The sequence below is a fragment of the Nocardia asteroides genome (genome assembly GCF_021183625.1).
GTDB classification, from domain to species: Bacteria; Actinomycetota; Actinomycetes; order Mycobacteriales; family Mycobacteriaceae; genus Nocardia; species Nocardia asteroides_A.
Genome location: NZ_CP089214.1, coordinates 5103880 through 5128487, shown reverse-complemented (window position 1 = coordinate 5128487; position 24608 = coordinate 5103880). Strand labels below are relative to the sequence as shown.

Sequence of the window (24608 nt, the reverse complement as noted above, 5' to 3'; positions counted from 1 at the left end):
GGGGTGGTCACATCCGCTCCGGGGCGGTGACACCGAGCAGCCCGAGGCCGTTGGCGAGCACCTGCCGCGTCGCGTTCACCAGTACCAGGCGGGCGGCGTTGGTCGGCGAGACCGGCTCGTCGCCGAGCGGGAGCACCCGCAGGGTCTTGTTGGTCTGGAACCGGTGGTAGGCGCCTGCCAGTTCCTCCAGGTAGCGGGCGACGCGGTGCGGCTCGCGCAGCCCGGCCGCGGTGCCGAGCACCCGCGGGTACTCGCCGAGGGTGCGGATCAGCTCGCCCTCCTCGTCGGCGGTGAGCAGCGCGAGATCGGGGGTCACCTCGGCGAAGCCGAACTCCGCCGCGTTGCGCCCGATCGAGGCGGTGCGGGCGTGCGCGTACTGCACGTAGTACACCGGGTTCTCGGCGCTCTGGCTGGTCCACAGGTTCAGGTCGATGTCGATGCTCGAGTTGACCGAGCTGCGCACCAGCGAGTACCTGGCGGCGTCGACGCCGATCGCCTCGACCAGGTCGTCCAGGGTGACGACGGTGCCCGCCCGCTTGCTCATCTTGACGGCCTGGCCGTCGCGGACCAGGTTCACCATCTGGCCGATCAGCACCTCGACCGTGGCCGGGTCGTCGCCGAACGCCGCCGCGGCCGCCTTGAGCCGGCCGATGTAGCCGTGGTGGTCCGCGCCGAGCATGTAGATGCACAGGTCGAAGCCGCGGGCCCGCTTGTCCTGGAAGTAGGCGATGTCACCGGCGATGTAGGCGGAGTTGCCGTCGCTCTTGATGACGACGCGGTCCTGGTCGTCGCCGTAGGCGGAGCTGGCGATCCACCAGGCGCCGTCCTTCTCGTACAGGTCGCCGGAGTTCTTGAGCGTGTTCACCGCGCGCTCCACCGCGCCGGAGGCGAAGAGCGAGGACTCGTTGAAGTAGACGTCGAAGTCGGTGCCGAAGTCGTGCAGGGCCTGCCTGATCTGCGCGAACATCAGCTCGACGCCCTCGCGCCGGAACAGCTCCAGCCGCTCCCGCTCGGGCAGCTCGGCGGCGCCGGGGTGCGCGGTGGTGATCTGCGCGGCGATCTCGCCGATGTAGGCGCCTGCGTAGCCATTCTCCGGGGTCGGGGCGCCGGTGGCGGCGGCGACCAGGGACTGCGCGAAGCGGTCGATCTGCGCGCCGTTGTCGTTGAAGTAGTACTCGCGGGTGACGTCGGCGCCCTGCGCGGCCAGGATCCGGCCGAGCGCGTCGCCGACCGCGGCCCAGCGGGTGCCGCCGAGATGGACCGGGCCGGTCGGGTTCGCGGAGACGAACTCCAGGTTGATCCTGGTGCCCGCGAGCGCCTGCGCGGTGCCGTAGCCGGTGCCCGCCGCGAGCACCTGCTCGAGGATCGCGCCCTGCGCCGAAGCGGCCAGCCTGATGTTCAGGAAGCCCGGCCCGGCGACCTCGGCCGAGGCCACCCCATCGGTCGCGGAAAGCGCCTCGGCCAGCCACGATGCCAGGTCGCGCGGGGCCACCCCGGCAGGCTTCCCGACGCGCATCGCCAGATTCGTGGCATAGTCGCCGTGTTCGGGATTACGGGGACGCTCCACGGTGACCTCGTCGGGCAGCACCGCGGGATCGAGCCCGCGTTCGACGAGCACCTTCGCCGCGGTACCGCGAAGGAGATCTGCAAGGTCAGCTGGAGTCACGAGTCTCTATCCTATGGTCTCGGCGGGTGTGCACCGCAGGTGGGCACCGCGCGGCCATGCCCATTTCCGTCACGTCGAAAGAAGCACAGCGAGCGATGCCGAGTAGTAACGCCCCGAGGTCGTCCGGTGCCTCCAAGTCGGCGAAAGCCGTCCGCGCCGCCGGGAAGGTCGCACCGTCAGGCAAGAACGGTGACCGCAGAGGCGGCGGTGGACCCGGCGGCCTGCAGAAGCGGCAGATCCCCTGGATGACGATCGGCGCGGCCGCGGTCATTGTCGCACTCGTCGGCGCGCTCGCCTACAACCTGGTCCCCAAGTACCAGGAGCAGGCCGAGCTCGACCGATTCACCCCCAGCGCCGAGCGGCAGGACCCCTCCGACCAGATCGACGGCGTCGTCAAGCAGGAGTACCCGGCCGGGCTGCACATCGGCCCGACCCAGCGCGTCGCCTACGACAAGACGCCGGCCTTCGGCGGCCCGCACGACTCGTCCTGGGCCACCTGCACCGGCGTCGTCTACGACAAGGCGCTGCGCACCGAGAACGCGGTGCACTCGCTGGAGCACGGCGCCGTCTGGATCGCCTACAACCCCGACAAGGTGGACAGCGACGGCATCGAGACCCTGGCCGCCAAGGTCGAGGGCAAGCCGTACACGCTGATGTCGCCGTTCCCCGGCCTCGACTCCGCCGTCTCGCTGCAGTCCTGGGGCCACCAGCTCAAGCTGGACAGCGCCGACGACAAGCGGGTCGGCCAGTTCATCACCGCGCTGCGGCTGAACAACTACACCTACCCCGAGGTCGGCGCCGACTGCTCCACCATCGCCTTCGACACCGACAACCCGCCGCCCTTCGACGCCACCCCGCCCGGGCCGGACGCGGTCCCCATGGACGGTGCCGGGCTGACCCCCGACCAGGGTGAACTCGGCGGCGGGCTGCCCGGCGGCATCCCCGGCCTGCCCGGTATGCCCGGCAACGAGTTCCCCGTGCCGGGCGCGCCCGGCGTGCCGCAGTGAGCGGGGAGCCCGACACAGCGGAGCGCTCGGCGACCGAGCGCCCGGAATCGCTGGCGGGCCAGTTCCGCCGCCAGCGCACCGCGCTGCTGGTCTTCGGCGTGCTCGGCGCGATGCTCATCGGCTTCGCGCTGGGCGCGCTGGCCCGGCTCCCCATCGACGGCCCCCGCCAGCCCGACCCCGGCCCGGTCGACGTCGGATTCCTGCAGGACATGTCGGCGCACCACGCGCAGGCGGTGGAGATGGCCGGCGTCCTGCTCGTCCGCAGCACCGACACCGACGTGCGGCGGCTCGCCTACGACATCCTCACCACCCAGCAGAACCAGGTCGGCCGCATGCAGGGCTGGCTCCAGCTGTGGGGCGAACCCGCGCAGAGCACCGACGGCCACATGGCCTGGATGACCTCCCCCGAAGGCGGTCACGCGCACGGCGGCTCGTCGTCCGCGGCCGCTCCCGTGGCGATGATGCCCGGCATGGCCTCCCAGGAGGAACTCGCCAGCCTCCGCCAAGCCATGGGCCCCGGCCTCGACACCCTCTTCCTGCAGCTCATGCTCCGCCACCACCAGGGCGGGCTGGAGATGATCCGCTACGCCGCCGACCACGCCGAGACCACGCCGGTCCGCAGCCTCGCCCAGACCATGGTGCAGACCCAGGAGGGCGAATCCCAGCTCATGAGCGGCATGCTCGCCGCCCGCGGCGCGAAACCCCTGCCCCTCAACTGACGTTTTGGCGGGGTGGCGAGCCATGCGTTACGCTTCATCCCGCTATCCCGCCCTCGTAGCTCAGGGGATAGAGCGTCTGCCTCCGGAGCAGAAGGCCGCAGGTTCGATTCCTGCCGAGGGCACAGTTCGAAGGCTCCGATCGTTCGCGATCGGGGCCTTTTCGCATCTTTCGGATTGGCTCGTTTCCGCTCGCCTCGACGGGGTGGAAACCCGCGCCTAGCCTGGATGAATGACTGCCGAGCTGGGACAACTCGTGAAGTCCGTGCGGAAACGGCGGGCCCTGACGCAACAGGAATTGGCCGACCTTTCCGGGGTGAGCCTGGCGCGCATCCGCCAACTCGAGACGGGTGGGCATCAGGGGGTGCGCCTCGCCACGCTGCGGAAGCTCGCTATTGCCCTCCAGGTGCGGACATCGGTGCTGCAACCGGGCGGATCGACCGATGCCGAGCACGCCAGCGCCGCCACCCTCGACCTCTGGGAGCCTGTCAGACGCGCCCTGGTGGCCCCGAGGGTAGAGGGTGAACACCCCGATGAGCCCGTATGCACCTCTGCGGCCGATCTGGAGGCTCCCATGCGGACACTCGCGGCGCTGGAAGAGGCGTGCCGGTACGCCGAAGTAGCCGCGTTGCTGCCGAGTGCTCTGGTCGATGCCGCCGCGCTGGGGGATGAGGGCCGGGGGGTTCGCGCCCGGTTGCTGCGGTTCACCGCCTGGACGCTCGTTCAGAACAGGCAGTTCGACACCGCCGCGCTCACCGTGGATCGAGCCCTCGACATCGCAGACGACCCAGAGATCGTGGTCGGTGCCGTGCAGGCACTGGTCTGGTCCCATCTGCGGCAGGGAAACCTCGACGCCGCACGCCAACTCGCGGAGCACTGGGCCGATGAGATCGAGCCGAAACGGTTTTCGCGCGCCACTCCGAAGGAGCTCGCTCGCTGGGGCAAGGTCTACATGCATCTGGCGAACGTGGCCGTGCGGGACAACTCCCCCGGCGCCGCCGATGATGCCCTCTCCGTCGCTCGTGCCGCTGCCGCCCGGGTGGGCCGGGAAATATTCTTCGAGCGCTTGCCTGTCCGGACGTTCGGGCCGGTCAGCGTGGCACACATTGCCGTGGAGACAGCGGTGGTCACGGATCAGCCGACACGAGCGCTTGCCATCGCGGAGAGCCTGCCGAGCGCCGTTCCTTCGGGTGGGTCGGCATCGCGGCTACGGCACCGGCTCGACGTAGCCAACGCCCATGCCCAGTTGCGCCAGTGGCCCGAAGCGATGGGCACCCTTGCCGAACTCCGCACCGCCGCACCCGAGTGGCTGACTCAGCAGCGCTACGCCCGTGACATCGTGCAGACCGTGGTTTCGGAGCGCCGGACCCTCACGCCGGACATGCGAGAGCTGGCCGACTTCGTGAACTTGGAATACTAAGCAGCACAAGCAGTCTCGACTCTTCTTAACTGTTCGCGGATAACGCGCCTCGTACCGCCATATCGAAGATCAACGCCACGCTGAGAGCGTCTGCCTCGGCCCCGCCGCCGGGTGAGCCCCACAGACAAGCGAACCCGCCCAATTCCCCTGCTTGGCTGTATCCCCGGCGGCGGGCGCCTACCACGTAGCCCCAAGTGTGGAGAGGCGCACCCCGTGCTCAACGAGCCAATGACGTTGCTGCTCATGACCATTGCAATAGCCCTGCCCGCCGGCGTGATCATCGCCCTGTGCCTCGTTCCCTACCCCACGCAGCAGCACGAAGACGAACAGCACGAGCCACCACCATGCCGAGTGCGCGCCCCGCGTCAGGTCGAGTTGCCGTGAAATGGCGGTCTCAACTCGGCCTCATAGGCAGCCATCCGCAGCACAGGTCAGAGTTCTGACCATAATAAAGGTCGTCCTGATAGACTCGACCTATGGAAATCATCCCTATCACCGAGGCCAAGGCGCGCATCGCGGAACTCGCTGACCGCGTGGCGCGGGAGCACGACCACTTTACGATCACCCGCAACGGCCGGGCCGATGTGATGCTGATTTCCGTTGTCGAGTACGAATCGATGCAGGAGACGTTGGAGATCCTCAGCGACAGAGACACATTGGCGGATCTGCGGCAGTCTCGGGAGGACTTCGCCTCGGGGGAGACCTTCGATGTCGACCAGGTGCGGGCCGAGCTCGAAAAGCGCCGGCGCGGCGTCGCGTGACCGGGACTTCGGAGCCCTACTCGATAGTCTTGTCCGCTCAGGCGCGGCGCAATATTCACGAGAATCTGCCGTTGGACGTCGCCCTGGCTGCGATGGAGGCGATTTCCGGGCCGATCGCGACGAATCCGCATCGCGTCGGCAAACCCCTGAACGAACCGTTCGACGGCTTCTACTCAGCCAGGCGGGGTACCTACCGAATCGTCTACCGCATCAACGAGGACAAGCGTTCCGTCGAGATCCACTCGGTTCGCCACCGACGCGATGTCTATCGCACATAGCGTGCAATCCACGTAATCACTGCCACCTGATCGTGTCGCAGCCCCTTATCATCAGCGCCATCCCGCAATGATCGACCGCTCGCAGCCGGACGCAGGTCCGGCTCAGTGACCGCTCATCTGGTCGAGAAGGAACTTGGTCAGGACCGCGCGCACCACGACTGCCGCGGAGGCCAGGGGAAGTTCGCCGGGCGCAGATCGGTCGATGGCGCACACAACGGTGTCGATGACTGCGCCGCGAGTCCGCAACTCGGTCGCGGCAGCGCGGACCGCGCCACCGGTGGTGACCACATCCTCGATCAGGGTTACCCGAGCACCGGCGACTTCCCCACCCTCGGCCAGGCGGCAGGTGCCGTAGGTCTTGGCCTGCTTGCGCACGAACACCGCGGGTAAGCCGGTGATCTGGCTCAGCACCGTGGCCAAGGGCACACCGCCCAGCTCGAGTCCACCGAGAACGTCAGTATCGGTGGGGAGCAGAGCGGCCATCTGCTCGGCCACCCGGAACAGCAGTGGTGGGTCGGCCTCGAACAGATACTTGTCGAAATACTCGGTACTCGTGGCACCCGAGCGCAGGGTGAACTGCCCGTGCAGACGGCAGCGGGCGTCGATATCACGGGCGAGGTCGAGCAGCGCGGGATCGTTCACGGACGTGATCCTGTCAGCGAGCTTCGCCGCGGGCTATCGCCGCCCCTGGATCACATGACACATGCGCAGCAGCAACGTCGTGAGCATCCGAAGGCAGGCGCGGCGGCTGGCCGAGGTGGAGGGCGAAGCGGGTGGGGCTGACGTAGGCTGCGGGAACAGCCGGGTTGGAGGACGCTATGAGCTATCCGCCGTATGGGTCGCAGCCGGATCCGAATCAGGGGTGGGGGGCTCAGCAGCCCGGTTATCCGCCCGGCGGGGGGTACGACCCGAGCTTCGGGCAGGGTCAGTCCGGTTACGGTCAGAATCCCGGGTATCAGCAGCCCGGCTACGGGCAGAGTCCGGGCGCCGCGCAGCCGGGTTACGGGCCGCCGCCCGGGGGCGCACAGCCGGGCTACGGGCCGCCGCCGGGGAATCCGCAGCCGGGTTACGGCCAGCAGTGGGGGCAGCCGAACTATGGGCAGCAACCGGGCTATCCGCCCTCGGGCCAGGGGCAGCCTCGGCCACGGAAGAGCCGGACCGGGCTGATCATCGGCCTGATCGTTCTGTTTCTCGTCATCGCGGGCGGCATCACCGCGGGCATCGTGCTCACCGCACAGGGGAGAACGCCCCTTGCCTCGGACGAGAAGAAGATCGAGGTGGCGATCCGCGACTTCTACGAGACCCTCGGGGAGGACGGGTTCGCGGCCGCCGCGGCGACGGCCTGCGCGGGTGATCGGGACGAGTTCGAGGCGCTGAGCGAGGATCAGAAGCGGGAGTTCGATCAGACGCAGGTGTCGATCGTGATCAACGAGATCACGGACATCGTCATCACCGGGGATCGGGCGACCGCGACCATCACCGGGCGGATGACGCTGACGGTGCCGGGCGAGAGCCCGGACACCGATACCGACACCGAGGAGCACGTGAAGAAGGAAGATGGCACGTGGAAGGTCTGCTCGGCGGAGGATCAGGCCTGAGGCGGAGTATTGCTCCCGCGTTCGGTCGCGGCCGTCACGGGGTGTGCTCCCACTGATCCTCCAGCGTCGGGATGACCGGCGACAGGTGTGGGTCGATCTCGACCGTCACGACGCCCCGCACCATGCGGTACACCAGGAAGTCCTGCGGGTGCTCCTGGTCTTCGTCGTCTTGCGTGTGCAGCAGCCCGTAGGAACCCGGCGCGAGTTCGCCGATCCGCCGGAAGAGTTCCACCAGCCGAGGGCGCAGAGCGGCCCCGTGATTCGGATGCCCGCCCATGTGCAGGTAGTAGCCCACATTCATGGGCCGCAGATCCATCAGCCCGTACCCGGCGAACTCGGCGATCAATGCCTCGATCTCCGGCAGCCGGAGCGGCGGCTCGTCGTCGGTCGCCGCTGCGGTGGACCGCAGTGAAATCCACCCGTGATACTCGAACACGGGAAAACCCTATGTCCGAGCCTGGAGCGAGCGGCGGGAATCGAACCCGCGTAGACGGCTTTGCAGACCGTCGCCTCAACCACTCAGCCACGCCCGCGTGACAGGAGTAGATCCTGCGCGATCACCGGGGCCGGGAACACGGTTGCACTCAGGGTGATTCGAAGGGGGCGCCGATATGATCACTCCCATGTCCCGCCCACGCCCGCTGCCGCAGGATCCGATCGCGGAGGCGCACCGCCAGTGGACGGCGCACGGCTGGGGCGAGGTCGCGGACGGGATGGCGGCGGTGACGTCGCTGGTCAGGGCGCAGCAGATCGTGATGGCGCGGGTGGACGAGGCACTCAAACCGAGTGGCCTCACCTTCTCCCGGTACGAGCTGCTCCAGTTGCTGAGCTTCAGCCGCACGGGGGCCGTGCCGATGGCCAAGGCGAGCGAGCGGTTGCAGGTGCATCCGACCAGCGTCACCAATACCGTCGACCGGCTGGAGGCGGCGGGGCTGGTGTTGCGGGTGCCGCATCCGAGCGACCGCAGGGCCATCCTGATCGAGATCACCGAGGCGGGGCGGGCGCTGGTCGCGGCGGCCACCGAGGCGCTGAACAGCAATGTCTTCGCGCTGCCGGGGCTGGCGCCGGACCGGCTGCAGACGCTGCTCGAACTGCTCGCGGAGTTCCGCCGGGCGGCCGGTGACTTCGACGCGGGCGAAGACCCGGCGCACTGGGCTCCGGCCCGTGATCGGGTGCGCAGCCCGGACTGACGCCCGCGGGAGCCAACCGATATCGGCCCGAGCTTGGCACCGTGCCGGAAAGGGTCCACCATGAACGCATGGTGCTGGTGCTGGGGGTATCGGCGGGTGCCGGCGGCGCCCGCGCGGTACTGACGCATTCGGATCAGCCGCACCTGCCGCCGATCGATCGCTGCCACGTTCCCGGCACGCCGGACAATGTCGATGCCGCCGTCTTCGAGGCGGTGCGGTTGATGCGCGCGGCGGCGAGCGCGCGCGACGAGCTGATCACCGGGACGGCGGTCACCTGTCGCTGCGCGCCGCACGCCGACACCGTGCGGGCGGCGGCGGGGATCGAGCGGGTCATCATCGTGGACGAGCCGCTGGCGCAGCTGCGCTACCTGCGTTTTTCCGGGCAGGTGAGCGACGACGCGCCGGTGCTGCTCTACGACCTGGGCAGCTCGGGGCTCACCCTGACGCACGCCGACACCGGCACCGAGACGGTCCTGGAGAGCCTGCACAGCGCCGCGGTGAGCGGTGACCGCTACGACACGCTGCTCCGGCAGCGGCTCGCGCAGGACGGCGTGCAGCCCGAGGAGGACGCCGTCCGGCAGCACCGGGAGGCGCTGAGCCGGGCCAGGGTGGTCACCGCCAGCGACCCGGACACCGGCGGGCGCGCCGTCATCACCCGCAGCGACCTGGCCGAGCTCTGCTCGCAGAGCGTGCGGCGTTCGGCGACGCTGGTGCGCAGGTTGGTGGACGACGCCGAGGAGCCGCCGTACGCGCTGGTGCTGCTCGGCGGTTGCGCCCGCAATCCGGAGATGCGGGCGGAGTTGGCCGGGCTGGTCGATCTGCCGGTGATCTACGACCCGGAGCCGGAGTACGTCTCGGCGCGCGGGGCGGTGCTGGTCGCGGCCGGGCATCGCGGCGGTGAGGTGCGGATGCGGCGTCGCCGGGTCGGGGCGGCGCTGGCGGCGCTGCCCGCCAAGGCAGCGGCTGCGAAGGCGGCCAGGCAGGCGGGGCACGAGCATCGCGGCGACCGGCGCGCGGTGCTCGCCGCCGCCGGGGTCACCGCGGTACTCGGCGCCACCGTCGCGGGGCTACTCCTCTTGGACCGGGACGACCCCGCCCCGGCCGCGCCGCCCGTCGCGACGATCGAGGTCGCCGACACCCCGACCACACCCCCGGGTTGAACGCTCCGGACCGGCCCGGGACACAGCACCCGCTGAACGCCCGGTCTGAACCCGGACCACGCCCCCACTGAACGCCCCGGCCCGGGACATGGCGCCCGGCCTGAACACCGGACACGCCCCCGGCCGAAAACGCCGCGTGCCCCGGCCCGAACCCGGACCGGGGCACGCGAAGCGTAAAACTCAGCGATTCACGAACTTCGGCTTCCGCTTCTCGGTGAAGGCACTCATGCCCTCCTTCTGATCCTCCAGCGCGAAGAGCGAGTGGAAGACCCGGCGCTCGAAGCGCAGCCCCTCGGCGAGCGTGGTCTCGAACGAGCGGTTCACCGACTCCTTCGCGATCATGGCGACCGGCAGCGACATCGAGGCGATCGCCTGCCCGACCTCGAGCGCGGTGTCGAGCAGCTCGGCCGCCGGGATCACCCGGGCGACCAGCCCGGCCCGCTCGGCCTCCTCGGCGCCCATATTGCGCCCGGTGAGCACCAGATCCATCGCCTTGGCCTTGCCGATGGCCCTGGTCAGCCGCTGCGACCCGCCGATGCCGGGGATGACGCCGAGCTTGATCTCCGGCTGCCCGAACTTGGCGGTGTCGGCGGCGAGCAGGATGTCGCAGATCATGGCCAGCTCGCAGCCGCCGCCGAGCGCGTACCCGGCGACCGCGGCGATGGTGGGCTTGCGGAACTGCGCGAGCCGCTCCCACTTGGCGAAGTAGTCGTCCAGGAACATCTCCATGTACGACTTGGGCTGCATCTCCTTGATGTCGGCGCCCGCCGCGAAGGCCTTCTCCGACCCGGTGATCACGATGGCGCCGACCTCGTCGTCGCGCTCCAGCTCGTCCAGCGCGGCGAGGATGTCGTCCAGCACCTGCGCGTTCAGCGCGTTCAGCGCCTTGGGCCGATTCAGCGTGATCCAGCCGACGACACCGGTCTCGGCGGTGCCCTTGCGCTCCAGCAGGATCGTCTCGAAATCGGTCACTCGGAGGCCTCCTGGTTCGAGCGGTCACGGATATCGGTGACGATAGCCGAGAAGTCCCGCGCCGCATCGGTCTGGTTGAAGCGGGTGTAGATCTCCGCGGCCAGGGCGCCGAGCTGCCCGTCGACCCCGTTGGCCTGCAGCGCGTTCGCGGCGAGGCCGAGGTCCTTGGTCATGAGCGCGGTGGCGAAGCCGGGCTTGTAGTCGTTGTTCGCGGGGCTGGTCGGCACCGGGCCCGGCACCGGACAGTAGGTGGTGAGCGACCAGCTCTGGCCGGACGCGGTGGAGACCACGTCGTAGAAGGACTGGTGGCTCAGCCCCAGCTTCTCGCCGAGGACGAGCGCCTCGGAGAGCGCGACCATGGAGACGCCGAGCAGCATGTTGTTGCAGATCTTGGCGGCCTGGCCGACGCCGGCGCCGCCGCAGTGCACCACCTTGCCGCCCATGACCTCGAGCACCGGGAGCCCGGCCGCGAAGTCGGCCTCCGCGCCGCCGACCATGAAGGTCAGCGTGCCCGCGGTGGCGCCGGCGACGCCGCCGGAGACCGGGGCGTCCAGCGCCCGGTGCCCCGCCGCCACCGCCCGCTCGGCGGCGGTCTTGGCGTCCGCGACGTCGATGGTGGAGCAGTCGATGAACAGGGTGTCCGGCTCGGCGGCGGGCAGGATGTCGGCGTAGACGTCGAGCACCAGTTTGCCGTTGGGCAGCATGGTGATGACCACCTCGCGCCCGGCCACCGCCTCGACGGCGGTCGGCACCACGGTGGCGCCGTCGGTGCGGGCCTGCTCCTGGGCGGCGGGCACGGGATCGAAGGCGAGCACGTCGTGGCCCGCCTTCACCAGGTTGGCGGCCATCGGCGCACCCATGTGGCCGAGACCGAGGAATCCGATCTTCACTGTTCGTCCTCCGATGTGGTGAGCCCGAGCTCCCGGTCGCCGAGCTCGGCGAAGTACTCCCCGACCAGCCCGTCGGTGACCTCGGCCAGGGTGGCTGGCTGCCATTGCGGGTTGCGGTCCTTGTCGACGACCTGCGCCCGGATGCCCTCGACCAGGTCGTGCGAGGCGAGCGAGGCGATGGAGACGCGGTACTCCTCGTTCAGCACCGCCTCCAGGGTGGCGAGCTCGCGCGCGTGCCGCAGCGAGCGCAGCGTGACCTTGAGCGCCACCGGCGACTTGCCGAGGATGTCCGCCGCGGCGGCCTTCGCCTCCGGCGCGTCGTTCGCCTCGAGCCGGGCGACGATCTCCTCGACCGTGGCCGCGCTGTAGGCGGCGTCGATCCAGGAGCGCTGCCCGGCCAGCGCCGATTCCGGTGCCGCCGCCGCGTACTTGGCGATGGCGTCGTCGGCGCTCTCGGTGCGCAGGGTCTCCAGCAGGGCCGGGATCTGCTCCGATGGCACGTAGTAGTCGGCGAAGCCGGTGGCGATGGCGTCGCCTGCGGTCATCCGGGCGGTGGTGAGCGCGACGTGCGCGCCGATCTCACCGGGCGCGCGGCTGAGCAGGTACGTGCCGCCGACGTCGGGGATGAAGCCGATCCCGACCTCGGGCATGCCGATCTTGGAGCGCTCGGTGACGATGCGGTGGCTGCCGTGGCCGGAGAGGCCGACGCCGCCGCCCATCACGATGCCGTCCATGACCACGACATACGGCTTGGGGTAGCGGCCGATCAGCGCGTTGAGGATGTACTCGTCGCGCCAGAACCGGCCGGTCGCGGAGTCCGCGGCCGCCGCGCCGGTGGCGCCGCCCAGCTCCTTGGCGTCGGAGTGGATGGCGACGATGTCGCCGCCTGCGCAGAGCCCGCGCTCCCCCGCGCCGGTGACGACGACGGTGCGCACCGCGTCATCGGTGGCCCAGCCCCGCAGCGCGTCCGTGATGGCGAGCGCCATCTCGTGATTCAGCGCGTTGATGGCTTTCGGCCGGTTCAGCGTGATCAGCCCGAGGCCGTCCCGCTGCTCGATCAGGACCTCCGGATCAGTCGTTCCGCTCATGCTCCGCCCTTCCCGGCAGGAGCGGCCGGCCGTCGCTCATGCCGCTCCTACCACCGCGCGGGCGACGACCACCCGCATGATCTCGTTGGTGCCCTCGAGAATCTGGTGCACGCGCAGGTCGCGCACGATCTTCTCGACTCCGTACTCGGCCAGGTAGCCGTAGCCACCGTGCAGCTGCAGCGCCTTGTTCGCAACCTCGAACCCGGCATCGGTGGCGAACCGCTTCGCCATCGCGCACAACTCCACCTTGTCGGGGGCGTCCGCGTCCAGCGCCGCCGCGGCCCGCCAGAGCAGGGTGCGGGCGGCCTCCAGGTCGGTGCGCATGTCGGCGAGGTCGAACTGCAGCGCCTGGTTCTTCAGCAGCGCCTTGCCGAAGGCCTGGCGTTCGGCCAGGTAGGGCACGGTCTTGTCGAGCGCGGCCTGGGCCCCGCCGACCGAGCAGGCGGCGATGTTGATCCGCCCGCCGTTCAGGCCGTTCATCGCGATCCGGAAGCCGTCGCCCTCGTTGCCGAGCAGGTTGGCGGCGGGCACCCTGGCGTTGTCGAAGATGACCTGCCTGGTGGGCTGGGCGTTCCAGCCCATCTTCTTCTCGTTGGCGCCGAAGGAGATGCCGGGCGTGTCGCCCGGCACGATGAAGGCCGAGATGCCACCCGCGCCGGGCGCGCCGGTGCGGGCCATCACCACGTAGACGTCGGTGGCGCCCGCGCCGGAGATGAATTGCTTGGCGCCGTTGAAGACGTAGTCGTCGCCGTCGCGCACGGCCTTGGTGCTCAGCGCCGCCGCGTCCGAGCCGACACCGGGCTCGGTCAGGGCGTAGCTGGCGAGCAGCTGCATCGAGGTCAGCCCGGGCAGCCAGCGTTCGTGCTGCTCGGCGTTGCCGTAGCGGTCGACCATCCAGGTCGCCATGTTGTGGATGGAGATGTACGCGGCGATGGCGGGGCAGCCGGTGGCGAGCTGCTCGAAGATCCGCACCGCGTCCAGCCTGCGCAGCCCCGAGCCGCCCACCTCCTCCCGCACGTAGATGCCGCCGAGCCCGAGCGGCCCGGCCTTGCGCAGGATGTCGACCGGGAAGTGCTTGCGCTCGTCCCAGTCCAGCGCGTTCGGTGCGAGGAATTCGTCGGCGAACTCGCGAGCCGTGTCCCGGATCGCGCGCTCGTCCTCGTCCAGGTCGAACATCGTCATTCCATTGTCGGAATCACGAACGCGTTGCTCTCCTTGAGGCCGGAGGGCCAGCGCTGGGTGACGGTCTTGGTCTTGGTGTAGAAGCGGATCGAGTCCGGGCCGTGCTGGTTCAGGTCGCCGAACCCGGAGCGCTTCCAGCCGCCGAAGGTGTAGTAGGCGATCGGCACCGGGATCGGCACGTTGATGCCGACCATGCCGACCTGCACGCGGGAGGCGAAGTCGCGGGCGGTGTCGCCGTCGCGGGTGAAGATGGCGACGCCGTTGCCGTACTCGTGCTCGTTGGCGAGGCGCAGCCCCTCCTCGTAATCCTTGGCACGGACGATGGTGAGCACCGGGCCGAAGATCTCCTCCTTGTAGATGCGCATCTCGGAGGTCACCCGGTCGAAGAGCGTCGCGCCGACGAAGTAGCCGTCCTCGGCGCCGTCGACCACCAGCCCGCGGCCGTCGACCACCAGCTCGGCGCCCTCCTCGATGCCGATGTCGATGTACTTCTCGACCCGGTCGACGCCGTCCTTGCCGACCAGCGGCCCGTAGTCGGCGCCCGGATCGTCGGACCTGCCGACGTTGAGCTTGTGCACCCGCTCGGTGAGCTTCTCCAGCAGCCGTTCCGCGGTCTCCTCGCCGACCGGCACCGCCACCGAGATGGCCATGCAGCGCTCGCCGGCGGAGCCGTAGCCGGCGCCGATCAGCTGATCGGCGACATCGTCGAGGTCGGCGTCGGGCAGGATGATCGCGTGGTTCTTGGCGCCGCCGAAGCACTGCGCGCGCTTGCCGTTCGCGGTCGCGGTCTCGTAGATGTACTGCGCGATCGGGGTGGAGCCGACGAAGCCGACCGCCTTGATCCGCGGGTCGTGCAGCAGCGTGTCGACGGCCGTCTTGTCGCCGTTGACCACGTTGAAGATGCCCGGCGGCAGCCCGGCCTCCAGGAACAGCTCGGCCAGCCGCAGCGGCACCGATGGATCGCGCTCGGAGGGCTTGAGCACGAAGGCGTTGCCGCAGGCGATCGCCGGGCCCGCCTTCCACAGCGGGATCATGGCCGGGAAGTTGAACGGCGTGATGCCCGCGACCACGCCGAGCGGCTGGCGCATGGAGTAGACGTCGATGCCGGTACCGGCGCTGTCGGTGTACTCGCCCTTGAGCAGGTGCGGGATGCCGACGGCGAACTCGATCACCTCGAGGCCGCGCTGGATGTCGCCCTTGGCGTCCGGGATGGTCTTGCCGTGCTCGGAGCTGAGCAGCGCGGCCAGGCTGTCCATCTCGTCCTGCACCAGGGTGAGGAACTTCATCAGCACGCGCGCGCGGCGCTGGGGGTTGGTGGCCGCCCAGGCCGCCTGCGCCGCCTCCGCGTTGGCGATGACCGCCTCGACCTCGGACTTGCCGGCCAGCGGAACCCGGGCCTGCACCTGCCCCAGGTTCGGATCGAAGACGTCGGCGAAGTTGCCGGAGGTGCCGGCTACGTGCTGGCCTCCGACGAAGTGGGTGAGTTCGCGAACCATGTTCGTCCTGTTCTCTCGGGAAGTTCTGCGGTCATCCTATAGTTGGACGTCCAAGTAATTACCGGTAGGTCACCGAATGTGACCCACGGCACGATTATCCTCCGGCTCAGCCGAAGGTGGCGGCGATATTGCCGAGCAGGGTGCGGCGGGCGGCGCGGGACTCCGGTGCGAACGGGAGCAGCGGGTAGTCGTGGATGGCGCCCGGCTCTTCGTGCATGGCAACGGCCGGTGCGCGGTCGCGCAGCAGGCGGCAGTCGGCCAGCGCGATGTCACGGCCGCCGATGTACAGGTCGATCGGCGGGAGCTCGGTGAGGTCGCCGAAGAGCGGGCTGACCAGCGGGTCGTCCGGGGCGAGGTCGCCGCGCCACACCTCGCCGCAGAGTCTCAGGCCGGCCGCGGAGAGCCACGGGTCGCGGCGTTCGATGGCCGGGATCTCCGGGTTGGTGAGCGCGATGTCGAGCCAGGGGGCGATCAGGGTGAGGCCGGTGGGTGCGGCGTTCAGGGCGGCCGCGAGCGCGAGCCCGGCGCCCGCCGAATCGCCCGCCAGGTGGATCGGGCCGTCGAGTTCGGCGAGCAGCGTCGCGAGCAGGGCGTGCGCGTCGCGGGCGGTGTGCTGCGGGGCGAGGCCGTAGCGCGGGACGTGCACCGGGCGGCCGGTGGCGGTGGCGATATCGGCCACCAGGTCCCAGTGCTGGGTGGCGATGGCGCCGACGTAGCCACCGCCGTGCAGGTAGACGGTGCTGCCCGGGCCTCGCACGGTTTCCGGCTCGACGGTGTGTACCGGGAAGCCGTCGACGGCACGGGTGCTCAGCCGCTCCCGGAGCCGGGCGGGCGGTTGCGCCGGGCGCTTGGGTTCGGCGAGGTAGGCGCGGGCGTTCTCGGCCGTGGCGTAGCGGCGGTGCCGGGTGAGCCGGATGAAGCCGGCGAGGACGTGCATCTGCCAGGACATGCCCGGATTCTCCGGCATGCGCGGCGGTTGGTCAGCCGAGTCCGCCGAGCGCCAGCCACTCCAGCCCGAACAGCGGCGCCCCGGCGAACTGCGGCCGCGGCTGCTCCGGCTCGGGGCGGAACGCGAAGCGGGTGCCGCGCGGGTCGATCAGGCCGGCCGGGTCGGCCACGCCGAGGGCGGGAAGTTCGCCGGTGCGGGTTCGGGTCGGCACGGTGCACACCTCGCGGGGGTCCGGGGATCGCGGTCGTCGTTGCCATTGCAGCGATTTCGGGCGCGGAAGTCGCGGGTTGTGCTCGAGCCGAGCCGAATCCGGGCTCGACGCGGGGGCGAAACAGCCCGGTCGGCGACCGGGGCCGTGTGACAATCGCTGCGCACCGCGACGACAGGAGATCAGGATGCGGCTGGCCGGTACCGAGCTCGGCGATTTCCGCGTCCTGGACGCGCACATCCACCAGTGGGACCCGCTCGGCACCCCGCGCGACTTCAGCTCGCTGGCCAAGCTCTTCAAGTACCTGCCGGTGCCGATCGACCTCGCTGTGCGGGTGGCGAAGAAGCGGGATCGCGAGTTCGTCGGCGACCCGACCGCCTACACCAGGCCGTACCTGCCCGCCGACTACCGCGCCGACGCGGGCCCGCTCCCGGTGGCAGGCATCGTGCACATCGAGGTGGATTGGCACGCGAGTGCCCCGCTCGGCAAGGCGGACGAGACCCGCTGGGTGCAGAGCCTGCCGTTCGGCGTCGACACCCCGGCCCTGGCCGCGCTGATCGCCTCGGCCGACCCCGCCGCCCCCGCCTTCGCCGCCCTGCTCGACGCGCACGGCTCGGCCTCGCCGGTGCTGCGGGGCATCCGCACCATGGTCGCCAACCACCCGGACCCCGACGTCCGCTCCTTCACCCCGGCCCCGGACGCGCTGGAGAACCCGGCCTTCCTCGACGGCTTCGCGCAGCTCGCCGAGCGCGGGCTCAGCTTCGAGGCGTGGGTCTACTCGCACCAGATCCCGCAGGTCACCGCGGTGGCGCAGCGGTACCCGGAGGTGCCGATCGTGCTGAACCATCTGGGCACCCCGGCGGGGCTCTTCGGCAAGCTGGGCAGCCGCACCGGCGCCGACGCGGGCGCCCGCCGCGACCTGCTGCTGCGCTGGCGCGACGACACCGCCGCGCTCGCCGCGCACCCGAGTGTCGTGGCCAAGGTGAGCGGGCTCGGCATGCCGGTGCTCGGGCACCCGGTGCCCAAGCGCGGCACGACCACCCCGGTGGACGCGCTGGTCGACCGGTTCGGGCCGCTGCTCACGCACGCGCACAGCGTTTTCGGCGCGGAGCGGCTGATCTGGGGCTCCAACTTCCCCGTGGACAAGCCGATCACCACGATCCCGGGAAGCGCCGAGGCGGTCGCGCTGGTCCTGGCCGAATCCGGGTACGGCGCGGAGCAGCTGCGCGCGGTGTTCGGGGCGAACGCGCGCCGGTTCTACCGGATCGAGGGCTGAGCCTCAGGGCACCGGGAGGAAGCGGGCGCCGAGCACCGCGCCCACCCGGTGGATGTGCTCGGCGATCCGGTCGGCGTCGATCTCGATGGTGCCGGTGCGCCACGCGGTGAGCAGCTCGACGAAGCCGCCGATGCCGATCAGCGTGCTGATCCGGAAGTCGGTCTCGTCGACGCCGGAACGCAGGTAGGGGCGGGAGAGCTCGATCATGAGGTCGGTGGCGTCGCCGATCATCCGCTTGCGGCGCTGCTCGAGCACGGCGCTGCCCGCGTGGTCGGCGAGCAGGATGCGGGCCCTGCTCTGGTCGTCGACCTGGAAGCGCACTGCGCGCCGCACCGCTTCGCGCAGGATCTCCAGCGGCGGCCGCTCCGCCGTCACCGCGCCGGCCAGGTGCGCGAAGACCTCGGCGCAGACGTCGTCCCAGGCCGCGCCGAGCAGCTCGTCGCGATCGGCGAAGTGCTCGTAGAAGTAGCGATCGTTCAGCCCGGTGCGGATACAGACCTGACGCATGGTCACCGCGGCCCAGCCGCTCTCCGCCCACAGCGCGAGCGCCGCATCGATCAGCCGGCCACGCCGCTCGGCGCTGCGCTCGGCCGCCGTGCGGCCACCCCAGGTGCGCGCGGGAACAGGTACGGCCACGGTTGACAAAGTATCACCGGCCGCGTGTGATTGGTGGCAGGTGCGGACAATGGGGTCACCTGACACCAGTTTGGGCCCCTCCCACGACTCCCGAGGAGTGTGCATGCGGCTCAATCCCTTCGGCGGCCCCCGGCGGACCGCGAACGCCGACGCGGTGGTCACCGGCGCGGGCAGCGGCATCGGCCGGGCCTTCGCCGTCGAGCTCGGCAGGCGCGGCGGGCGGGTGCTCGTCGCCGACATCGATCAGGAGCGCGCTGCGGAGACCGTTGACCTGGTCGTGCAGGCCGGCGGCAAGGCGCTGGAGACCCGGTGCGACGTGCGATCCGCCGACGAGGTGGCGTTGCTGGCCGGGATCGCCGACGAGTTCTTCGGCGGCCCCCCGACGCTGGTCATCAACAACGCCGGTATCGGCCAGGGCGGCCCGCTGATCGGCGAGGTGAGCCTGGAGGACTGGAAGCGCACCCTCGACGTGAACCTCTGGGGCGTGATCTACGGCTGCCACGTCTTCGCCCCCCGGCTGCGCGCGGCCGGGCGCGGCGCGATCGTCAACGTCGCCTCGGCGGCGGCCTTCGGTACGGCGCCCCGGATGTCGGCGTACAACGTCAGCAAGGCGGGGGTGCTCGCCCTGTCGGAGACGCTGGCGGCCGAGCTCTCCGGCACCGGCGTGAGCGTCACGGTGCTCTGCCCGACCGCGGTCAAGACCAATATCCTCACCCCGGAGGCGCCGCTGGACGGCTTCGCCGAGCAGGTCGGCGGGCCGCTGCTGCGCTGGACCGGGCGGGCCCCGGAGGCCATCGCCAGGACCACGCTGGACGCGGTCGACGGCGGCGAGCTGTACGTGGTGCCGCAGGTCGAGGCGAAGCTGGCCTGGTCGACCAAGCGGCTCGCCCCGACCGCCTACACCCGCGCGGCCGGGCTGATGAACCGGCTGGTCCGATGAGCGCGGCCGACCACGAGATCATCGTGGTCGGCGCCGGTTTCTCCGGAATCGGCGCCGGAATCCAGCTGCGCCGGGCCGGGTTCGACGACTTCCTGATCGTCGACGAGGCGGACGGCGTCGGCGGCACCTGGCACTGGAACACCTACCCCGGTGTCGCGGTGGACATCCCGTCCTTCAGCTACCAGTTCTCCTTCGAGCAGCGGGACGAGTGGTCTCGGGTGTACGCGCCGGGCCGGGAGCTCAAGGCGTACGCCGAGTCCTGCGTCGACAAGTACGAGCTGCGCCGGCACATCCGCTTCGGCACCACCATCGAGCGGGCCGAGTTCGACGAGGCCGCGCACCGCTGGCGGCTGCGCACCGGCGACGGCGCGGAGCTCACCGCCCGCTTCCTCGTCGGCGCCACCGGCGCGCTGACCAGGCCGAAGCCGCCGGAGATCCCCGGCATCGACGAGTTCGCCGGGATCACCATGCACACCGCGCGCTGGGATCACGAGCAGGAGCTGCGCGGCAAGCGGGTGGCGATCATCGGCACCGGTGCCTCGGCGGTGCAGATCATCCCGGCCGTGGCGCCGGAGGTGGAGCGGCTCACCGTCTTCCAGCGCACCCCGATCTGGTGCCTGCCCCGGCCGGACGCGCCGCTGCCCGGCCCGTTGCGGCTGGCCCTGAAACTGCCCGGCGGCAAGCTGCTCACCCGGCTGGCCAGCCAGACCTACGTGGAGCTCACCTTCCCGGTGGCCGCGCACTACTACGCCACGCTGCCCACCGCGGCGGCCGCGGAGCGGATCGGCCACGCGCACCTGCGCCGCTCGGTGCGCGACCCCGAGCTGCGCGAGAAGCTCACTCCGCGCTACGCGCTCGGCTGCAAGCGGCCCAGCTTCTCCAACAACTACCTGAGCACGTTCAACCGGGCGAACGTCGCGCTGGAGACCGACCCGATCGCCGCCGTCACCCCGACCGGGGTGCGGACCGCCGCCGGGGTCGAGCACGAGGTGGACGTGCTGATCCTGGCCACCGGGTTCCGGGTGATGGAGGCGGGCAGCATGCCGACCTTCGACCTGCGCGGGGTCGGCGGGCGCGACCTGGAGCAGTGGTGGGACGAGAACCGGCTGCAGGCGTACGAGGGCGTGAGCATTCCCGGCTTCCCCAACTTCTTCTGCGTGATCGGGCCGTACGGCTACAACGGCGCCTCGTACTTCACCCTGATCGAGAACCAGACGAAGCACATCCTGCGCTGCCTCGAGCACGCCAGGGAGCGCGGCGCCAGCCGGGTGGAGATCACCGAGGCGGCCAACGACCGGTACTTCCGGGAGATGCTGTCGCGCCGCGGCGGGCAGGTGTTCTGGCAGGAGAGCTGCGCGACGGCGAACAGCTACTACTTCGACAAACACGGCGACGTGCCGCTGCGGCCGTCGACCACGCTGGAGGCGGCGTGGCGGGCCGGGCACTTCGATCTGGGCGATTACCGGTTCGACGCCGCCGCCTGAGGCGGGTGTAGGGCAGTGGGCGGGCAGCGGCGCCGCCTTCCCGCTGGGAGTCAGCCGGATCACACTGGAGAACGGCACCCGACGCCGGGAAGTTCCGGCCCCCACTCGACACCCGATGGCCCCGCCCACGAGCCCCGGTGTGTCTTCGGCCCCGGCGCCGGGTGTTCATCACTCCTCCAGCGCGCGGTACAGCGCGGCCAGATCCTTCCAGCCCGCGGCGGCGATCGCCTCGTCCGGTGCGGTGCTGCGCAGGGCCTGGCGGAGCAGGACCGGGTCCAGATCGTCCAGGGCCGGGCGCGGAGCCGGGCGCGGGAGCGCGGGGAGCTCGAGTGCCTCGCCGTAGGGGTCGGCCGGGTCGGCGGCGTCGCTCTCTCGTTCGACCGCGCCGATCAGAGCCTCCGGGTCGACGCCGCGCACGGTGAGCAGGTCGCGCGGGTGCTCGTCCAGGCGGTCCGCGAAGACGTGGCAGATGGCGGCGACGTGTTTGCACGGGCGGGCGGAATCCGGGCAGGTGCAGTCGAAGTCGAGGTCGGCGGCGGTGTCCGGGAGGAGCAGGGGCTCCAGGCTCGCGGGCGGAAGGCCGGCGACCACCTCGGCGAGCGTGCCCGGGGTCGCGCGGATCTCCTCGACCAGCAGCTCCAGCTCCTCCGGGCGCATGCGGCGCACGACAAGCGCCGCGGTGAACGGCCGCGGCTGGCTGCCCTGCACCTCCCCGACCACGACCCCCGGCTCCGCCCGCCAGCTCAGTACCTGACCCGCCCGCACCACCGCCCGTCCGCGCGCCAGCCTGCCGGTCTCACCCACCCGGTCGATACCGGCGAGCAGCGCCCGCCCCCAGCGTGGAGCGGCTCGCACCGCACCGCCGCCGCGGCGGGGAGCGGGGCTCACTCCCCCACCGCCTCGGCGCCGAGCGCGAAGAGGTCGCGGAGTTCGTCGGTGCCGAGTTCGGTGACCCAGTTCTCGCCGACCCCGACGGTGAGATCCGCGAGTTTGCGCTTGTGCGCGATCATCTCGTCGATCCGCTCCTCCAGCGTGTCGACGCAGACCAGCTTGCGCACCTGGACGGCGCGGCGCTGGCCGATCCGGTAGGCCCGGTCGGTGGCCTGGTTCTCCACCGCCGGATTCCACCAGCGGTCCATGTGCACCACGTGGTTGGCTGCGGTGAGGGTGAGCCCGGTGCCGCCCGCGGCCAGCGAGAGCACCATGAGCGGTGGCCCGTCCGCGCTCTGGAACCGCTCGACCATGGCGTCCCGCGCCCCGCGCGCGACCCCGCCGTGCAGGAACGGCACCTGGGTGCCGAACCGCTCGGCCAGGAACGGCACCACCAGCTCGCCGAACTCGCGGAACCGGGTGAAGAGCAGCGCCTTCTCACCGTCCCCGAGCACGCCGTCCACGATGTCCTCCAGCAGCGCCAGCTTCCCGGAGCGGTGCCGCCCCCGGCGCAGCACCGGCGAGCCGTCGCCGAGGAAGTGCGCGGGGTGGTTGCAGACCTGGGCCAGCCGGGTGAGCGCGGCCAGCACGGCGCCGCGCCGGGCCATGCCCTCCGCGGAGCGCAGCTTCTCCACCATGTCGTCCAGGACCGCCTGGTAGAGCGCGGCCTGCTCGGCGGTGAGGTTGGCGCGGACCGTCATCTCCAGCTTCTCCGGGAGGTCGTCGATGACGGTGGGGTCGGTCTTCACCCGGCGCAGCACGAAGGGTCCGGTGATGGCGCGCAACCGGGTGACCGCGTTCTGATCGGCCTCGCGCTCGATCGGCACCGCGAACCGGGACCGGAACGCCTGGGCGCTGCCGAGCAGCCCGGGCACGACGACGTCGACCAGCGCGCGCAGCTCCTCCAGCCGGTTCTCCATGGGGGTGCCGGTGAGCGCGAGCCGGTGCCGGGCTGGCACCGCGCGGGCGGCGCGCGCCTGCCTGGTCGCGGCGTTCTTCACGTGCTGCGCCTCGTCCAGAACCAGCCGCTCCCAGCGGCATTCGGCGAGGTCGGCGACGTCGCGGGCGAGCAGGGCGTAGGTGGTGATCACCAGATCGGCCCCGGCCGCCGCGGCCGCGAGCGCGGCGCCGGAGAGCCGCGCGGGGCCGTGGTGCACCAGCACCCGTAGCTCCGGCGCGAACCGCGCGGTCTCGCGCTGCCAGTTGCCGACCACCGACATCGGGCAGACCAGCAGCGTCGGCGCGGCGGCGCGCTCGTGCAGCAGCAGCGCCAGCACCTGCACGGTCTTGCCGAGCCCCATGTCGTCGGCGAGGATCGCGCCGAGCCCGAGCCTGCTCATCGTGGCCAGCCAGGCCAGGCCGCGGCGCTGGTACGGGCGCAGGGTGGCGCCGAAACCGGGTGGGTCGGGCACCTCGACGGTCTCGGTGTGCCGGTCGAAGAGCTCGGCGGCCCAGCCGGTGGCGGTGACCTCGGTGATCGGCACCCCGTCGACCCGCTCGCGGGCGAGCTCGGCGAAGAGCGCGGCCAGCGTCGCCTCGTCGCCGCGCTGCGCGGCCACGTACCGCGCGGCCGCGCTGAGCGCCGCGCGATCCGCCTGCACCCATTCCCCGCGCAGCCGGACCAGATCCGATTCGGCGGTGATCAGCCCGCGCATCTCGGCCTCGGTGAGCTCGGTGTCGCCGAGCGCGAGTTCCCAGCGGTAGGAGAGGATGCCGGGCAGCCCGACGGCGCTCTCCGCGGCGGGCGGGCTGCTCACCCGCAGTTTCAGCGTGGGGGCGGTGACGGTCCACGGGCGGGGCAGCAGGAGCCGGATGCCCGCGGCGTGCAGCGCGGCGGCGCCGTGTTCGACCAGGTCGGACACCACTTCGGTGGGTAGCAGCAGGTCGAGGGTGGCGTCGTCGCCTGGCAGGTCGCGCAGCCGGGGGTAGGCGGCCCTGGCCTGCTCCAGCTTCGCCATGCCGGTGCGCAGCCGCACCGGGTCGCCGTGCAGGGCGACGGGCTCCGGCGCCTCGTCGGCGGCGCGGATGCAGACCTCGAGGCGCCAGAGGGTGAATTCGCCGCCGTCGCCGTCGGGTTCGCCGAGGCGGAGGACCAGCTCGTACTCCTCGGTCTCCAGCCCGGCGCGCCAGCGCTCCAGCACCTCGGCGGGGCGGTAGCCGCCGGGCTCGACCGGTTCGTCGTCGCGCAGCCCCGCGATCAGCGGGTGCGCCGAGCGCGGGGCGGTGCCGAGCAGGGAGCGGGCGATCGGGTCGGTGAGCTCGGCGAGCAGGTCCTCCAGGACCGCGGTCGGCCTGCCCGGCACGCGCAGGGCGGGCGGCATGAGCGCGGCGAGTTCGGCGCTCCAGGCGCGCTGCCTGGCGCCGCCGACGAGTTCCCAGCGGGCCCACCACTGCCCGTCGGCGCGGCGCAGTTGCGGCACCACCCGGCCCGCGCGCACCCAGCGCTCGATGCCGTGCGCCACGTGCGCCAGGAAGCGCAGGTCCCCTGCGGCGGTCTCGGGTGAGAGCCGCTGCCGCAGCACCTCGGCGGCGGCCGCCGGTGCCAGCGCGTGCGCGGGGACCTCGGCGACGGCGCCGGTCGGGTGCAGCGCCTCGGCGCGGTGCCGGAAGCGGGCGCGGGCGAGGAGCCCGCCGAGCGGCTCCGGCGGCTCGGCGCCCGGCCGCTCGTCACGCCACAGCAGCAGGCCCGCGCCGGGCGACCACAGAGCGTGCAACATGCGCTCATCCAAGCACCCAGCCCCGACATCACACCCGCTGCCCG

25 protein-coding genes and 2 tRNA genes are annotated in these 24608 nt (G+C 71.2%); 13 read left to right on the top strand and 14 right to left on the bottom strand.

Annotated elements, in window-relative coordinates; genetic code table 11:
* Nucleotides 1-7 precede the first annotated feature (7 nt).
* Nucleotides 8-1666 (bottom strand): arginine--tRNA ligase, encoded by a 1659-nt coding sequence (gene argS / locus LTT61_RS23795; protein ID WP_233016270.1) that lies wholly within the window; start codon nucleotides 1664-1666, stop codon nucleotides 8-10.
* A 95-nt stretch (nucleotides 1667-1761) separates the two neighbouring features.
* Between argS and LTT61_RS23790 the strand changes: the two genes are divergently transcribed.
* The 7 genes from LTT61_RS23790 (at nucleotide 1762) to LTT61_RS23760 (ending at nucleotide 5848) form a co-directional block, all read left to right on the top strand.
* Nucleotides 1762-2673, top strand: a complete 912-nt coding sequence (locus LTT61_RS23790; RefSeq protein ID WP_233016269.1) for a DUF3105 domain-containing protein — start codon at nucleotides 1762-1764, stop codon at nucleotides 2671-2673.
* Nucleotides 2670-3392 (top strand): DUF305 domain-containing protein, encoded by a 723-nt coding sequence (locus LTT61_RS23785; protein WP_420094689.1) that lies wholly within the window; start codon nucleotides 2670-2672, stop codon nucleotides 3390-3392. The genes LTT61_RS23790 and LTT61_RS23785 overlap by 4 nt, the downstream gene beginning before the upstream one ends.
* A gap of 49 nt (nucleotides 3393-3441) precedes the next feature.
* A tRNA-Arg gene (locus tag LTT61_RS23780) sits at nucleotides 3442-3514 on the top strand.
* 107 nt (nucleotides 3515-3621) lie between these two features.
* Nucleotides 3622-4809, top strand: a complete 1188-nt coding sequence (locus LTT61_RS23775) for a helix-turn-helix transcriptional regulator (RefSeq protein WP_233016268.1) — start codon at nucleotides 3622-3624, stop codon at nucleotides 4807-4809.
* Between the two features lie 213 nt (nucleotides 4810-5022).
* Nucleotides 5023-5193: a hypothetical protein gene (locus LTT61_RS23770; protein ID WP_233016267.1), complete on the top strand. Its 171-nt coding sequence runs from the start codon at nucleotides 5023-5025 to the stop codon at nucleotides 5191-5193.
* A 92-nt stretch (nucleotides 5194-5285) separates the two neighbouring features.
* Nucleotides 5286-5570 carry a type II toxin-antitoxin system Phd/YefM family antitoxin gene (locus LTT61_RS23765; protein ID WP_233016266.1) on the top strand — a complete coding sequence of 95 codons (285 nt, stop codon included), beginning with the start codon at nucleotides 5286-5288 and terminating at the stop codon, nucleotides 5568-5570.
* Nucleotides 5571-5599: 29 nt separating this feature from the next.
* Nucleotides 5600-5848 (top strand): type II toxin-antitoxin system RelE family toxin, encoded by a 249-nt coding sequence (locus LTT61_RS23760; protein WP_233016265.1) that lies wholly within the window; start codon nucleotides 5600-5602, stop codon nucleotides 5846-5848.
* Between the two features lie 102 nt (nucleotides 5849-5950).
* Here LTT61_RS23760 and pyrE read toward each other — a convergent pair whose 3' ends face one another.
* Nucleotides 5951-6490 (bottom strand): orotate phosphoribosyltransferase, encoded by a 540-nt coding sequence (pyrE, locus tag LTT61_RS23755; protein WP_233016264.1) that lies wholly within the window; start codon nucleotides 6488-6490, stop codon nucleotides 5951-5953.
* A gap of 176 nt (nucleotides 6491-6666) precedes the next feature.
* Here pyrE and LTT61_RS23750 point away from each other — a divergent pair, with 176 nt between their 5' ends.
* Entirely contained in the window at nucleotides 6667-7446 is a 780-nt protein-coding gene (locus LTT61_RS23750; RefSeq protein ID WP_233016263.1) for a hypothetical protein, read from the top strand.
* 34 nt (nucleotides 7447-7480) lie between these two features.
* Here the strand turns inward: LTT61_RS23750 and LTT61_RS23745 are convergent, their stop codons facing one another.
* Together LTT61_RS23745 and LTT61_RS23740 are read right to left on the bottom strand one after the other, a co-directional pair.
* Nucleotides 7481-7882, bottom strand: a complete 402-nt coding sequence (locus LTT61_RS23745) for an Imm7 family immunity protein (RefSeq protein WP_233016262.1) — start codon at nucleotides 7880-7882, stop codon at nucleotides 7481-7483.
* Between the two features lie 22 nt (nucleotides 7883-7904).
* A tRNA-Cys gene (locus LTT61_RS23740) sits at nucleotides 7905-7979 on the bottom strand.
* 90 nt (nucleotides 7980-8069) lie between these two features.
* On the opposite strand from LTT61_RS23740, the gene LTT61_RS23735 reads away from it, so the two are divergent.
* A complete protein-coding gene (locus LTT61_RS23735) occupies nucleotides 8070-8636 on the top strand; it encodes a MarR family winged helix-turn-helix transcriptional regulator (RefSeq protein ID WP_233016261.1) in 567 nt (188 codons plus the stop codon).
* A gap of 68 nt (nucleotides 8637-8704) precedes the next feature.
* The gene (locus tag LTT61_RS23730) at nucleotides 8705-9796 is read left to right on the top strand and encodes a hypothetical protein (RefSeq protein WP_233016260.1); all 1092 of its coding nucleotides are present in this window, start codon (nucleotides 8705-8707) and stop codon (nucleotides 9794-9796) included.
* A 180-nt stretch (nucleotides 9797-9976) separates the two neighbouring features.
* Here LTT61_RS23730 and LTT61_RS23725 read toward each other — a convergent pair whose 3' ends face one another.
* The 7 genes from LTT61_RS23725 to LTT61_RS23695 form a co-directional block, all read right to left on the bottom strand.
* Nucleotides 9977-10768: an enoyl-CoA hydratase gene (locus LTT61_RS23725; protein WP_269821790.1), complete on the bottom strand. Its 792-nt coding sequence runs from the start codon at nucleotides 10766-10768 to the stop codon at nucleotides 9977-9979.
* Nucleotides 10765-11658: a 3-hydroxyisobutyrate dehydrogenase gene (gene mmsB, locus LTT61_RS23720; RefSeq protein WP_269821789.1), complete on the bottom strand. Its 894-nt coding sequence runs from the start codon at nucleotides 11656-11658 to the stop codon at nucleotides 10765-10767. The genes LTT61_RS23725 and mmsB overlap by 4 nt, the downstream gene beginning before the upstream one ends.
* On the bottom strand, nucleotides 11655-12746 hold the full coding sequence (locus LTT61_RS23715; protein WP_233016259.1) for an enoyl-CoA hydratase/isomerase family protein: 1092 nt from the start codon (nucleotides 12744-12746) through the stop codon (nucleotides 11655-11657). The genes mmsB and LTT61_RS23715 overlap by 4 nt, the downstream gene beginning before the upstream one ends.
* A gap of 36 nt (nucleotides 12747-12782) precedes the next feature.
* Complete coding sequence (locus LTT61_RS23710) at nucleotides 12783-13922, bottom strand: acyl-CoA dehydrogenase family protein (protein ID WP_233021162.1); 1140 nt, start codon at nucleotides 13920-13922, stop codon at nucleotides 12783-12785.
* Nucleotides 13923-13924: 2 nt separating this feature from the next.
* Nucleotides 13925-15424, bottom strand: a complete 1500-nt coding sequence (locus tag LTT61_RS23705) for a CoA-acylating methylmalonate-semialdehyde dehydrogenase (RefSeq protein ID WP_233016258.1) — start codon at nucleotides 15422-15424, stop codon at nucleotides 13925-13927.
* A 106-nt stretch (nucleotides 15425-15530) separates the two neighbouring features.
* Nucleotides 15531-16373, bottom strand: coding sequence for an alpha/beta hydrolase fold domain-containing protein (locus LTT61_RS23700; protein ID WP_233016257.1), 843 nt, complete (start codon nucleotides 16371-16373; stop codon nucleotides 15531-15533).
* A gap of 31 nt (nucleotides 16374-16404) precedes the next feature.
* Complete coding sequence (locus LTT61_RS23695) at nucleotides 16405-16584, bottom strand: hypothetical protein (protein WP_233016256.1); 180 nt, start codon at nucleotides 16582-16584, stop codon at nucleotides 16405-16407.
* Between the two features lie 184 nt (nucleotides 16585-16768).
* Here LTT61_RS23695 and LTT61_RS23690 point away from each other — a divergent pair, with 184 nt between their 5' ends.
* The gene (locus tag LTT61_RS23690; protein WP_233016255.1) at nucleotides 16769-17857 is read left to right on the top strand and encodes an amidohydrolase family protein; all 1089 of its coding nucleotides are present in this window, start codon (nucleotides 16769-16771) and stop codon (nucleotides 17855-17857) included.
* 3 nt (nucleotides 17858-17860) lie between these two features.
* Here LTT61_RS23690 and LTT61_RS23685 read toward each other — a convergent pair whose 3' ends face one another.
* A complete protein-coding gene (locus tag LTT61_RS23685; protein ID WP_233016254.1) occupies nucleotides 17861-18493 on the bottom strand; it encodes a TetR/AcrR family transcriptional regulator in 633 nt (210 codons plus the stop codon).
* Nucleotides 18494-18596: 103 nt separating this feature from the next.
* On the opposite strand from LTT61_RS23685, the gene LTT61_RS23680 reads away from it, so the two are divergent.
* Together LTT61_RS23680 and LTT61_RS23675 are read left to right on the top strand one after the other, a co-directional pair.
* Nucleotides 18597-19433, top strand: a complete 837-nt coding sequence (locus LTT61_RS23680) for an SDR family NAD(P)-dependent oxidoreductase (RefSeq protein WP_233016253.1) — start codon at nucleotides 18597-18599, stop codon at nucleotides 19431-19433.
* Nucleotides 19430-20917, top strand: a complete 1488-nt coding sequence (locus LTT61_RS23675; RefSeq protein ID WP_233016252.1) for a flavin-containing monooxygenase — start codon at nucleotides 19430-19432, stop codon at nucleotides 20915-20917. The genes LTT61_RS23680 and LTT61_RS23675 overlap by 4 nt, the downstream gene beginning before the upstream one ends.
* A 168-nt stretch (nucleotides 20918-21085) precedes the next feature.
* Here the strand turns inward: LTT61_RS23675 and LTT61_RS23670 are convergent, their stop codons facing one another.
* Both LTT61_RS23670 and LTT61_RS23665 read right to left on the bottom strand, forming a co-directional pair.
* Entirely contained in the window at nucleotides 21086-21805 is a 720-nt protein-coding gene (locus LTT61_RS23670; protein ID WP_233016251.1) for an SWIM zinc finger family protein, read from the bottom strand.
* On the bottom strand, nucleotides 21802-24564 hold the full coding sequence (locus LTT61_RS23665) for a DEAD/DEAH box helicase (protein WP_233016250.1): 2763 nt from the start codon (nucleotides 24562-24564) through the stop codon (nucleotides 21802-21804). Before LTT61_RS23665 ends, LTT61_RS23670 begins: the two co-directional genes overlap by 4 nt.
* Nucleotides 24565-24608 lie beyond the last annotated feature (44 nt).

Bases quoted from the DNA above. Each gene is read 5' to 3' on its own strand.
- LTT61_RS23790 (WP_233016269.1), top strand. From the start codon at position 1,762: ATGCCGAGTAGTAACGCCCCGAGGTCGTCCGGTGCCTCCAAGTCGGCG.
- LTT61_RS23775 (WP_233016268.1), top strand. From the start codon at position 3,622: ATGACTGCCGAGCTGGGACAACTCGTGAAGTCCGTGCGGAAACGGCGG.
- LTT61_RS23765 (WP_233016266.1), top strand. From the start codon at position 5,286: ATGGAAATCATCCCTATCACCGAGGCCAAGGCGCGCATCGCGGAACTC.
- LTT61_RS23750 (WP_233016263.1), top strand. From the start codon at position 6,667: ATGAGCTATCCGCCGTATGGGTCGCAGCCGGATCCGAATCAGGGGTGG.
- LTT61_RS23735 (WP_233016261.1), top strand. From the start codon at position 8,070: ATGTCCCGCCCACGCCCGCTGCCGCAGGATCCGATCGCGGAGGCGCAC.
- LTT61_RS23730 (WP_233016260.1), top strand. From the start codon at position 8,705: ATGGTGCTGGTGCTGGGGGTATCGGCGGGTGCCGGCGGCGCCCGCGCG.
- LTT61_RS23715 (WP_233016259.1), bottom strand. From the start codon at position 12,746: ATGAGCGGAACGACTGATCCGGAGGTCCTGATCGAGCAGCGGGACGGC.
- LTT61_RS23710 (WP_233021162.1), bottom strand. From the start codon at position 13,922: ATGTTCGACCTGGACGAGGACGAGCGCGCGATCCGGGACACGGCTCGC.
- LTT61_RS23705 (WP_233016258.1), bottom strand. From the start codon at position 15,424: ATGGTTCGCGAACTCACCCACTTCGTCGGAGGCCAGCACGTAGCCGGC.
- LTT61_RS23700 (WP_233016257.1), bottom strand. From the start codon at position 16,373: ATGTCCTGGCAGATGCACGTCCTCGCCGGCTTCATCCGGCTCACCCGG.
- LTT61_RS23690 (WP_233016255.1), top strand. From the start codon at position 16,769: ATGCGGCTGGCCGGTACCGAGCTCGGCGATTTCCGCGTCCTGGACGCG.
- LTT61_RS23680 (WP_233016253.1), top strand. From the start codon at position 18,597: ATGCGGCTCAATCCCTTCGGCGGCCCCCGGCGGACCGCGAACGCCGAC.
- LTT61_RS23675 (WP_233016252.1), top strand. From the start codon at position 19,430: ATGAGCGCGGCCGACCACGAGATCATCGTGGTCGGCGCCGGTTTCTCC.
- LTT61_RS23665 (WP_233016250.1), bottom strand. From the start codon at position 24,564: ATGTTGCACGCTCTGTGGTCGCCCGGCGCGGGCCTGCTGCTGTGGCGT.